Consider the following 12,118-nt stretch of genomic DNA (forward strand, 5'->3'; position numbering starts at 1 on the left):
TACTAAATCAGAAATCCGCGTCAGGTGTTATTTCTTATTTTGAAAACTCCACTTTACCTGAGTTGCTATCTTTCAGCCTGAATTTGCTCATTTTCATTTTTAAAATAAAAAAAGACACCCGAACATATTCGAGTGCCTTTTCCTGGATTTCTTTGGAGACTATTGAACGTGTGCTCTTAGCATCCATGCAATTTTTTCGTGCTGCTCCATAAGCTGCGTAACGTAATCGCTCGTACCGGCATCCTTATGTTCATCAGCAAATGCATCCACATTTCCGCGGATAAATTCGATGATACTTTCATGATCTGACAAAAGGTATTTAATCAGACTTAGACTGTCATTCCCACCTTCATACTGTTCGGTAAGGTGTGTGATCTGCAAATAATTTTTAAGCTTCGCAGGTGCAAAGTGTCCAAGCTGACGAATACGTTCAGCAACGCTGTCCAAAATCTCAGCAGATTCTTTATAAAGATCTTCAAAATACAAATGCACCGAGTGAAAATCAGGACCTACAAGGTTCCAGTGTGCATTTAATGTTTTCGTATATAAAATGAATTCGTCAGCCAATAATATGGCCAGTTGATCTGATACTACTTTTCTGTTTTCTTCAGAAATTCCGATTCCTGGTTTCATTTCTTATCAATTTTAGGTTTAAACTTAAATTATATTTTTCCAACTATCAGAAAAAATCTTTGCAGAACAGTTTTGGCAAAAATACATAGATACAAACTACTATAATTGTACCAATCGTGTCCATTGATGTACTTATTACCGTTATTTTTAACCTTTCTTAATTTTCATTGCAACCGGATCCCAGGTTACTACTTTCTTTTCAAAATAACTTTTGTTACAAGCCAAAACCGGTGCAGCAGCGCGGAAAGCAAAAACCGGATCTTCAACAGTGCCCAAAGTCCCTTTACTTACATTTTCAAAAAAGTCCCGAAAATGTTGTGCATGAGGATCGTCTTCTTTTGGAGCTTCAAATCTTACCTCCTTCACCGGATCTGCTTTCCGGGTGTCAGGCGGATATTGTACATCGTATTTCTTTTCAAAATCCTTTTGCTCGCTAGCAGAAAAGGTTCCAAAACTGTCGTATCCTCCATATCCCGGGGCTTTGGCCAATTTTTTCTTTGTCAAAATCAAATTGTCGTCCGTAAAATCAATTTGCCCTTCAGTACCAACAATTCGGGTATTGTTGTTGATCGCACCCGCATTTGCAAAATTTACGCGCAGCACCATTTGGAACTTGGCGTGCAAATCTGTTTTGGGATAATCAAGAATTGAAACCATCATATCCGGCACATCCCGGCCGTCGTTCCAATAGCTGAGCTCACCCGAAGAATAAATCCTTTCCGGCCCCAAAGAATTTGTTACAAAATGAACGCCGGTTATTAGATGGACGAATAAATCACCTGCCACGCCAGTACCATAATCCTTGTAATTTCTCCAACGGAAAAAGCGTTTCGCATCGAAAGGCACTTTCGGAGCATCACCCAGAAAAGTGTCCCAGTCAAGCGTTGTTAAAGAAGCATCACCCGGAATGGAATAATTCCACGCACCAAGCGAATTAAAACGATCATAATTTGATTCAACAAAATTGATGTCCCCAATTTCCCCGGCCAGAAATAATCTTTTGGCTTCCCTGAAAGATGCTGAACTGACCCGCTGACTTCCTACCTGCATCGTCTTACCAGATTTTTTCCACGCTTCAATAACCGAGGCGCCTTCATCAATATGCTGAACCATAGGCTTTTCACAATATACATGTTTTCCAGCCTGGAATGCAGCCTTTGTAATATGGTCATGCCAGTGATCCGGGGTAACGATCAAAACGGCGTCAATATCCTTACGTTCAAGGATTTCCCGGTAATCTCGGGTTGTAAAAATATCTTTTCCGTAAGCCTCTTTTACGTGTGTCAATCGCCCGTCGTACAGATCCGCCGCTGCAACAAATTCAGCCATGGGTGTACTTCGCAAAGCTGCTTTTGTGTCCTGATTTCCCTGAATCCCCATACCAATAGTGGCAAAACGTATTTTATCATTGGGGCTTATTTTTTTCAGATCACGGATAATGTTGAAAGGTTTTGCAACGCTTCCGGTAGCAATGAGCGCAGAGGCCGCTGTTACACTTTTAATAAAATTCCGGCGTGTTGGATTCATAAGATTCAGGAATAAGGAGTAAAAAATTTAAAGCCCTAAAATAAGGAATAATAAATAGGATATGAAGATCCGATAATGAATATTCAGCTCCAAAATGTAATTCTATTCAAAAATTAATAGCCGATAATGGCTTTTTATAAACCGAATGGCCTTAAAATTGCAATACCACTAAAGTACCGGGAATTAAAAAACCAAAACGCCGATCCAATGCAAGCCAACGAAAGAAAAACCATCGTTTCAGAACTGATAACATTAATAGAAACAGGAAACGCACATGTTTCCCTGGATGAAACCATCAACGATATACCCGCTGATTTCAGAACTGTGATTCCTGAAAATCTGCCTTACAGCATTTGGCAGCTGCTTGAACATATCCGCATCACACAATGGGATATTGTGGAATTTTGTCTTTCACCTGACCACAAATCGCCAAAGTGGCCGGATGAATACTGGCCTGAAAAAACGGATTCAATCAGTGATGAAAAGTGGGAAGAAACTTTGGAGCAAATTAAAAAAGACAGAAATCGCTTTTTTGACTTGTTAAACAACGACAAGACAGATCTTTATTCTCCCCTGCCACATGGCGACGGACAAAATATTTTCAGGGAGGCGCTGCTCATTGCAGATCACACCTCCTATCATCTCGGCGAAATCCTCGTACTTCGCCGCTTGCTAAAATGCTGGAAATAAATAATTTGACAATCAGGAAGCTTTACGTTTCCCCGATTCAAGACTGGCTTTCAATTGTGCCATCAAATCGCTGCTGCGTGAATGAACGATTTTCATTGGCGCGGCAGTGCTTTTTTTGCCTTTCGCCTTTGCCTTAATCAGTTCAAGCAACTTATCCGTATAGGAATCTTTAAAACGGGTAATATCAAAATCGGTTGTTAGCTGTTCAATTAAATGAATGGCCATTTTCAATTCAGCCGGTTTAATTTTTATGTCCGGTATTTCAAGTTCATCCGTAGTCCGGATTTCATCATGGAAACGAATTTTATTCAAAAGAAGAATATCATCCAAAGGTTTTATTACAACCAGACTTTCACGATTTCTAAGCACATAGGTTCCCAAACCAACTTTGTCAGTTTTTTTTAATGCGTCACGCAGTAAAGCATAAGCACGGGTTCCTGATTTTTCGGGTTGGAGATAATACGGCGTTTCGTAGTAAATACTGTCAATCTCGGATTCATCAACAAACTCAGCTATTTCAATAATTTTGCTTTGTTCCGGACTGGCTTTTTCAAAATCTTCGTCTTCCAGGATTACATAATTATCGTCAACCTTGTAGCCTTTCACAATATTTTCCCAATCCACTTCCTTACCGGTATTGGCATTTACGCGCTGAAACTTAATATTCGCGTGATCTTTTTTGTCCAGCATATCCAAATCGAGTTCACTTTGCTGTGTCGCACTAAATAACCTGACCGGAATGTTGACCAGTCCAAACCCGATAGCGCCTGTCCATATTGCCCGCATATAATTTCAGCTTAGTTGAAAAATTGAAAACCTTTTTAAGACATGTCAAAAACCTGTGCCGTGTTGATTAAAGGATCTCCATTATGAATAATTTTTTCATTTTTTAAATAAAACACTATGGACTGCAAGTCCATAGTTTGAAAACCAGACTGAAAGTCTGGCAACCCTCAGTCCTCAATAATGAAGTTGCCATGGTTATTATCATTCGGATTTCTATGGTGCTCTAAGTATTCGTTAACCATTTCATCAGTAATATTTCCTGTGCTCCAACAACCAAATCCAATTGCCCAAAAATGACGACCCCAGTAACGCTTCTTCAATTCTGGAAATTCTATCTGTAATTTACGTGAACTACGCCCCTTTAATAATTTCACCAAAGTACTCACATCCTGAGAGGGACGATATTCCACATGCATATGAACATGATCTTTCGATACAACGCCTTTTAATATTTGAACACCCTCTGCTTCGCAAATTTGTATCAGCAGACTACGGCAACGAATCTTTATATCGCCCTGCAAAACAGCATAACGATACTTGGTCGCCCAAACTATATGAACCGAAAGACGAGAAACTGTGTGACCATTTACCCTTTGAAAATCCATGGCTCAAAGTAACAATTTTTAGAAGCTAAAGCGAAATGCAATAAATTGCATAGTTTTAACTATCCCTGAGACCAATAAAACCACTCCAATTAGTGTTCAGAAAATAGGCTATTCGCTGATGACGAAAGGTTATAAGATCCATAATCGCTATCTCTTTGAAAGTTAGTTATTCATCAAACATTTAACATGAAAAGTAAAAAGTTTTTTATCCTCTCCGGCTTCGCTGCCTTTGTATTATTTGGTCTTACCCTTTTGAATTCTTGCGCAGGAGGTAAAACCTATTCTCGAAAAGGCACCATTCAAAACATTGAATATCGAAAAGACGGCTATACCGCCTATTTAAAAGATAAAAACGGAAAAGATTTCGATGCAGTGATCAGCAGAGTACGTATGCAAAAAGAATATAAGTTACTAAAAGCGGGAGACGAAGTTGCGCTGTCGGGAGACACAATTCATCTTGACAATAAAGTAAGAGTTTTGGTAAAACAAATCAAATAATGAGAATGAAAAGGTACTTTGCTTTAAAACAGAGTACCTTTTCATTTTGAGACAAGATGTATTTGCACAATTTGAGAAAATTTGTACACGGGAACTTTTTGTGATAGTACGCTAAGTTTTTTCTCTAAATGATATGCTGCGGTTTTCTGTCAGTATTAATTGCCGGTTTATCCTTTTATATAAGTGATGATATTTAAATATTCCCTAAACTATGAATACAAACGCCCGCCTGTTCGAATTAAGAACGTATACAGCTTTTGAAGGCAAACTTGACGATTTGTTAAGTCGTTTTGAAAATTATACCATCAGGCTTTTTGAAAGCCACGGCATGAAGGTCGAAGGTTTCTGGATTCCGGTAGAAAATCCGGAACAAAAACTGGTTTACCTCCTTTCTTACCCGAGTACGGAAGCACGGGAAGAATCCTGGGAAAAATTCCAGAATGATCCTGAATGGATCGCAGCACGGGATGCCAGTAATCTTAACGGAGACTTATTGGCAAACAAGGAATCAGTTTATTTAAAAGCCACCGACTTTTCACCATTAAAATAGTCGTTTGAAATTTTACCAGGCCACCACGAGTTTCAGTTAATTACCAAATAAAAATTCTTCCGTTGGCACAAAAATTGAACTGATTGATCCAATTATCAGTTAAAAAAAATCATAAACCGATTATCTTAAATATTTAAGATAATAAATCTTTTAATCACTAAGTCAAATAAGGATTAGAATGGAAACGAACACAACAAATTCACTGACTTTTAAGCTGGGTAGTGATATTGAAATTAATCGTCTGGGGTACGGAGCCATGCAATTAACAGGTTATGGCGTATTTGGAGAAGTTGAAGACAGAGAAAATGCTATTAAAGTTTTACAGGCTGCGGTCGCTGCGGGTGTAAATTTCATTGATACCGCTGATGCTTACGGCCCTCATTTGAATGAAAGTCTTATTTCTGACGCTTTGCATCCCTACAAAGAAGGATTAATTATTGCGACAAAAGGTGGATTTAATCGTCCGGGACCAAATCAATGGGTTCCCAATGGCGATCCAGACTTTATTCGCCAGAATATCGAGGGAAGTTTGAAAAGATTAAAAGTTGATACGATTGATCTTTGGCAATTACACCGTTTTGATCCGAATGTTCCGGTTGAACAAACGCTGGCACCTGTGGCCGAAGCTGTAAAAGCTGGAAAAATTAAATATGTCGGTCTGTCCGAAGTAAATATTGAACAGATTGAACGTGCGGAAAGAGTAGTTCCAATTGTTTCAGTACAAAACCTTTATAACCTTGGAAACAGGCAATGGGAAGAAATTGTAGATTACACTGCGAAAAAAGGACAAGCCTTTATTCCCTGGTTTCCGTTGGCTTCCGGCCCTCAAAAACTGGCAGAAAAATTAGGAAAAATTGCAGCAAATCATAAGGCAACTACCGCACAAATTGCTCTGGCGTGGTTGCTAAAACGTTCTCCAAATATCTTGCTTATTCCGGGAACCAAATCAGTGGACCACTTAAATGAAAATTTAAAAGCAGGAGAAATTGAACTAAGCGACGAAGAATTCGCCGAACTTTCAAAATAATATCTTTTACTGAAACCGCTGGATATTCTGGCGGTTTCTTTTTGACATATTTTTTGGTCTAAGTAACATCTTACCACAAATATGGCAGGTAATTTAGAATATTTGTTGACCTGACCAAAGCAATTCCCAGATTTCTATGTCCCTTCATCAGTAAACCCACTTGACCTTTTGTGACATTAAAAATACTGTTTCACAGGCGATAATGAAAAATATAGTTCAAATAGAAATAATTATAAATTATCGTATACCAAATAAAATATTAGATTTACCATCTTTTAAGTTAACTTTATTTTGAAATAAATTAATAAGTCCAAATTAAAATACAAAGTCATTTTATCCCTTCCTGTAAATTATTTACTTTATCTTTAAAAACCTAAACTGAACACTTGCTAAATAAATTATCGGCATGGTAGATTACGACGAACTTTCTGACGACGAATTAACTACTTTGTTGAAAACAGGGGAAGAATCGGCTTTTGAAGAAATATATAATCGCTATTGGGACAAAATGTTCTATATGGCGCACCGTATTGTAAAATCTTCGGAAATAGCTGAGGAGATCACCCAGGATGTTTTTCTTCTTTTGTGGGCGAAAAGAGAGACATTGAATATTGTGAGCCTCAAGCAATATCTGGCTGCCATGCTAAGGTATGAGGTCTACCGGTCACTCGCTAAAATGAAAAAAGAGGAGGTTTACGAAAACGAGATCAGAAACACCTCAACACCTTTCGTTTCGATTGAAAAAGACATTGAAAATAAATTGTTACTGGAAATTATAACAACACTAACCAACCGGTTATCAGAAAAGTGCAGACTTGTTTTTCAGTATAACAAATTGGAGGACAGATCTCTGTCGGATATTTGCGAAGAACTCCAAATATCTCCAAAAACAGCAGAGGCACACCTGACAAAAGCGCTTAAAGTAGTTCGTGCCAGCCTGAGTGGCTCGGTAAATTTTATTCTGCAAATAATGGTTCTAACACAATTCTGAACGGTGTTTAAAAATAAATATAAAATTTTCAATTAGCACTAAGGGGTTTTACTTACTTCCCTACTCTATGCTTAACAGAGGATTAATCCCGGATAAGCATGAATCAAGAGTATCTGAAAATACTGGCTCAAAAATTTCTTGACGGCACGGCAAGTGAGGAAGAAAAACATCTACTGCACAGCTGGTATGATAAAACCGCGTTATCAGATGAGTCAGAAATTATTGTTTCTGAAACCTATGAAACAGCTGAGCAATTAAAGCAAAACATTTTACGCAATTTAAAAGATAGCCTGCCCAAAAATGAGGCTGACGAAATACCGATTTCCTACGGTTTATTTCGCAGGCTTAGTATATGGGCTGCTTCTGCCGCGGCCGTTATAACACTTGCTTTATTCGCTTGGAATAAAATACATCGGGTTCCCGAAAACGTCATACAAATGGTTCATGCGCCATTTGGCCAGACAATTTCCATTCAACTTTCCGATGGCTCAAAACTTTGGCTTAACTCAGGATCTACGGTTCGATTCCCAAAAACTTTTACCCAGAAACTTCGGGAAGTAACACTGATTAACGGACAAGCATTTTTTGACGTCGTTCATGAATCTAAACGTCCTTTTGTGGTACGAACAAAAACACTTGATGTGACTGTTCTTGGAACTTCATTTGATGTAAAAGCTTATGACAACGACAGACAGTCCAAGGTTTCTGTAAAATCCGGAAAAGTTGGCGTAACACTTCACAACCAGCCCGGAAAACCAGCCGTAATGTTACTTCCGGATAAACAGATCATTGTTCAGAACAAAAAATCAGAGATTACAATCAACGAAATTAGTTCTCCGGCCATCGCACCTTGGAAAGACAATAAGAATGTACTAGAAGACGAGTTACTTTCAGAGGTTTTCCATGCACTCGAAAGAAAATATAACCAACATATTATTGTGGAAAATAAAGCACTGGAAGAAGAGAAAATATCCATTACGCTTGATAATCAACCTTTAACAGATGTACTGAAAGTTATCGGTTTTTCTAAGAAATTTAACTATTCCCAACTAAACGACAGCACCATCGTAGTCAGATAACAACTAAAATCGGGTTGGCTTTCAAGGAAAGTACAATCAACAAAAACCGGGAACACTGCAAATGTCCCCGGAATGAGATCCTCTCCTGCTGTGCAATGCTTCGAACCATCAACAGTCAGAAGGGGTAACGTTTAACAGGTTAATCATTAAACATCAGACAAATATGGTGAATTATTATCGTAAGGGACTCCCCTTATTGAAAAAATGTATGCGCATTTCTACGCTAACTTTAGGCATTAACCTATTGACCGCGGCATTACTGGCGGCCAGCCCCAGTGAAGCCCAGCACGTACATATGGATGTACGGCAGACACGGGTCAAAACTGTGTTACGACAGATCGAACAACAGGCCCACGTTACTTTCGCTTTCGATGAAAAGCTGATTCGAAATACTCCGCAAGTCACGCTTTATGCAATGGGGCTGCCGCTGAATGACATATTGAAGTTAATTGAAAAACAAACTTCTCTGGAATTCAAGCAGGTAGGCAGCATGATCGGTATCACTGAGAAGACAAAAGCTGAAAAGATCCAGGAGGCAAAAAATCTTTCACGAGAGGTAAACATCCGTTTGGTAAAAGGAAAGGTAACCGATGAAAAGGGAGAATCGCTTCCTTCTGTCGCCATCCGATTGAAAGGTTCCAATGAGGGAACCATGACCGATGTGGAAGGAAATTACCAGATCAATATTCCGGGCGACGAATCGATTTTGATTTTCAGTTTCATCGGTTTTATGGGTCAGGAAGTAATGGTCGGATCGCGCGGGGTTGTGGATATTATATTGAAACCGGATGTTTCGACACTTTCTGAACTTGTCGTAACCGGTTATAGTTCGCAGCGTAAAAAGGATTTGATCGGTGCAGTTTCGGTAGTTGATGTTGAACAATTGAATCAAACACCAAGTGGAACAGTAACGAGCCAGTTGCAGGGACGTGCTTCCGGAGTTACGATTTTAGGATCAGGTCAGCCGGGAGAATCTCCTCAAATCCGTATCCGTGGGATTAATACTTTTGGAAATAATGCTCCTCTTTATGTAGTAGACGGAGTTCCAACAACTTCGATCTCGGATTTGAACCCAAATGACATCGGTTCTATGCAAGTTTTGAAAGATGCGGGATCAGCTTCTATCTACGGTTCCCGTGCCGCAAATGGTGTCATCATTATTACAACCAAAAAAGGAAAAGATAAAGTAAAAGTAAATTATACTGCCTATTACGGAATGCAAACACCTCCTGGCGGAAATGTCTGGAACACATTGTCTCCGCTTGAACAGGCACAACTTAAATTCAAGGTTCAGAAAAATTCTGGTTTAACTGTTGGTGACGATCAGTATGGTTATGACGCTACGCCTGTTTTACCAGACTACATTCTGCCAACCGGTGCCAAAGAAGGAGATCCCGGGACGGATCCGTCACTTTATTATGTAAATCCAAATTATACTTCCGTTGACGATTTTAATACGTTTAACCAGATTGTTAAAGCAAATAAAACAGGAACAGACTGGTTTCATGAGATCTTTAAAAAAGCGCCGTCAACGAGTCATAATATTTCATTGAGCGGCGGAAGCGATCAGGGAAATTATCTTTTCTCTTTGAATTATTTCAACCAGCAAGGAGCACTTACCAATACATACCTGAAAAGATATACTCTTAGATCAAACAGTCAGTATAACATCGGCAAGCATATCAGAATTGGTGAAAATCTGGCTTACTCTATCAGCGACAATCCGCGAAGCACTTTATCGGACGGTGGTTCTGCCATTGCCTTTTCATTCAGGATGCAGCCTATTGTGCCAGTTCACGACATTATGGGTAATTATGCCGGAAGCCGCGCTTCAGGCATGGGTGATGCTTTTAATCCGGTAGCAATGCGTGAACGCACACGATACAACAAAGGATTAAGCAACAGGCTATTCGGAAATGTTTTCGCTGAATTTGATATGTTCAAATATTTCACATTCCGTTCCAGTTTTGGTGGTGAAAATTATTCAGGAAGATCCAACAGCTTCGACTTCCCAACTTACGAAAACAAAGAAAATAGTAATACAAACACGTATTCGGAAGACGCTTATTCGGGCTACAACTGGACCTGGTCAAATCTTGTTACTTTCCACAAGAGTATGGGCAAACATGAGCTTACAGTCGTAGCAGGTACTGAAAGTTACAACAGTAAAGGTTATGATGTAGGTGGAAGTACCCAGGGATATTTTTCTTTCGATCCAAATTACATGAACCTTTCGACCGGTTCCGGAACAAGAAGTAATAAAAGCAGCCGTTCTGGCGATGCATTATATTCATTGTTAGGCCGTGTTGATTATATTTATGCAGATAAGTATCTTTTTGGCGCAGTAATTCGCCGTGATGGTTCTTCCAAATTCATCAATAAAAGATATGGAACGTTTCCGGCCATAAGCGCAGGCTGGCGCATTTCCCAGGAAAACTTCATGAAAGGAATTTCCTGGCTGGATGATTTGAAACTACGTGTCAACTACGGTGTCATGGGCAACCAGATCAACGTGGGATCAGGTAACGCTTTCACAACTTATGGCTCCAATCGCCGCAGTTCTTATTATGACTTGAACGGAACCGGCGGCTCAGGTGCTTTGGAAGGTTTTGAAAAATCGCAGATTGGAAATCCGAATGCCGTTTGGGAGAAAAACGTAAGTACCAACATTGGTGTTGACGCCACTTTCTTCAAGGGACGACTGGACATCATCGCCGATTATTATATCAAGGAAGTAAAAGATCTTCTTTTCAACCCATCTTTGATAGGAACTGCCGGAGGAGGAAGTGTCCCTTTTGTGAATATCGGACAAATGAAAAACAAAGGAATTGATCTTCAGGTTAATTCACGATTTGATCTGGCCAAAGACTTGAAACTGAATGCGACTTTAACCTTTACAACCTATAATAATAAGATCTTAAAAGTAACAAACAGTGCGAATTATTTCGATCTGGAAGGTCGTGGATTTGACGGTGCTTCGATTGTCAGAAATCAGGTCGGCAATTCTATTGGACAGTTTTTTGGATACAAAGTAGATGGATTCTGGAATTCGCAGGAGGAAATTGATCAGGCAAATGCAACAGCAATCAAGCAAACCGGAAACCCGGATGCGGTGTATCAGGAAGGTGCAGCCTTAGGACGTTTCCGTTACGCGAACACCAATGGCGATGGCTTGATTTCTTCTGCCGACCGGACCATGCTGGGTAATCCAAATCCTGATTTCAGTTATGGTTTAAACCTGGCATTTAATTACAAAAACTTCGATTTCAGTATGTTCCTTTACGGCGTTCAGGGAAATGAAGTGTGGAACCAGACCTTGTGGTGGACAGACTTCAACTCATCGCGTTCAGGAGCAAAAAGCAAAACGGCTCTCTACAACTCATGGACGCCTGAAAACCATAACGCAAAAGCACCGATCCAGGAAAACGCCAGTTCTTTTAGTACGATCAATGTTCCTAACTCTTATTTTGTTGAAGATGGATCTTATTTACGCGCCAAGAACATTCAGATAGGCTATACATTTCCGCAAGGACTTTTGAAAAAAATCAAGGTTCAGCAACTTCGGCTTTATCTTCAGGCGACCAATTTGTTTACAATCACAGGTTATTCGGGACTTGACCCGGAAATAAGCAGAAACAGCGACAATAGCCAGACTGTCATTGGTCTGGACGAAGGTTCTTACCCTTCATCACGCCAATATACTGTGGGTATTAACCTAACTTTTTAACTTGA

Annotated in this window: 11 protein-coding genes; 7 read left to right on the forward strand and 4 right to left on the reverse strand. The window is 39.6% G+C overall.

What is annotated here, in order from left to right:
• Positions 1–159 precede the first annotated feature (159 nt).
• Together FDK13_RS21230 and FDK13_RS21235 are read right to left on the reverse strand one after the other, a co-directional pair.
• Positions 160–633, reverse strand: coding sequence for a Dps family protein (locus tag FDK13_RS21230; protein WP_137342026.1), 474 nt, complete (start codon positions 631–633; stop codon positions 160–162).
• Between the two features lie 147 nt (positions 634–780).
• Positions 781–2,160: a Gfo/Idh/MocA family protein gene (locus tag FDK13_RS21235; RefSeq protein ID WP_137342027.1), complete on the reverse strand. Its 1,380-nt coding sequence runs from the start codon at positions 2,158–2,160 to the stop codon at positions 781–783.
• 207 nt (positions 2,161–2,367) lie between these two features.
• Here FDK13_RS21235 and FDK13_RS21240 point away from each other — a divergent pair, with 207 nt between their 5' ends.
• Positions 2,368–2,850, forward strand: a complete 483-nt coding sequence (locus FDK13_RS21240; protein WP_137342028.1) for a DinB family protein — start codon at positions 2,368–2,370, stop codon at positions 2,848–2,850.
• 12 nt (positions 2,851–2,862) lie between these two features.
• On the opposite strand, the gene ku is transcribed toward FDK13_RS21240, so the two are convergent.
• On the reverse strand, positions 2,863–3,636 hold the full coding sequence (gene ku, locus FDK13_RS21245) for a non-homologous end joining protein Ku (protein WP_137342029.1): 774 nt from the start codon (positions 3,634–3,636) through the stop codon (positions 2,863–2,865).
• 167 nt (positions 3,637–3,803) lie between these two features.
• Positions 3,804–4,241: an IS200/IS605 family transposase gene (tnpA, locus tag FDK13_RS21250; RefSeq protein ID WP_137342030.1), complete on the reverse strand. Its 438-nt coding sequence runs from the start codon at positions 4,239–4,241 to the stop codon at positions 3,804–3,806.
• Between the two features lie 186 nt (positions 4,242–4,427).
• Here tnpA and FDK13_RS21255 point away from each other — a divergent pair, with 186 nt between their 5' ends.
• The 6 genes from FDK13_RS21255 to FDK13_RS21280 all read left to right on the forward strand — a co-directional run bounded on the left by FDK13_RS21255 (position 4,428) and on the right by FDK13_RS21280 (position 12,113).
• Entirely contained in the window at positions 4,428–4,739 is a 312-nt protein-coding gene (locus FDK13_RS21255; RefSeq protein WP_137342031.1) for a hypothetical protein, read from the forward strand.
• A gap of 211 nt (positions 4,740–4,950) precedes the next feature.
• A complete protein-coding gene (locus tag FDK13_RS21260; protein WP_137342032.1) occupies positions 4,951–5,289 on the forward strand; it encodes an NIPSNAP family protein in 339 nt (112 codons plus the stop codon).
• 178 nt (positions 5,290–5,467) lie between these two features.
• Positions 5,468–6,316 carry an aldo/keto reductase gene (locus FDK13_RS21265; protein ID WP_137342033.1) on the forward strand — a complete coding sequence of 283 codons (849 nt, stop codon included), beginning with the start codon at positions 5,468–5,470 and terminating at the stop codon, positions 6,314–6,316.
• A 406-nt stretch (positions 6,317–6,722) separates the two neighbouring features.
• Positions 6,723–7,307 carry an RNA polymerase sigma factor gene (locus FDK13_RS21270; protein WP_137342034.1) on the forward strand — a complete coding sequence of 195 codons (585 nt, stop codon included), beginning with the start codon at positions 6,723–6,725 and terminating at the stop codon, positions 7,305–7,307.
• A gap of 98 nt (positions 7,308–7,405) precedes the next feature.
• Positions 7,406–8,386 carry a FecR family protein gene (locus tag FDK13_RS21275; RefSeq protein WP_137342035.1) on the forward strand — a complete coding sequence of 327 codons (981 nt, stop codon included), beginning with the start codon at positions 7,406–7,408 and terminating at the stop codon, positions 8,384–8,386.
• Positions 8,387–8,594: 208 nt separating this feature from the next.
• Positions 8,595–12,113: a SusC/RagA family TonB-linked outer membrane protein gene (locus FDK13_RS21280; RefSeq protein WP_170982870.1), complete on the forward strand. Its 3,519-nt coding sequence runs from the start codon at positions 8,595–8,597 to the stop codon at positions 12,111–12,113.
• Positions 12,114–12,118: the final 5 nt, after the last annotated feature.

The sequence above is a fragment of the Dyadobacter frigoris genome (assembly GCF_005280585.1).
GTDB lineage: Bacteria > Bacteroidota > Bacteroidia > Cytophagales > Spirosomataceae > Dyadobacter > Dyadobacter frigoris.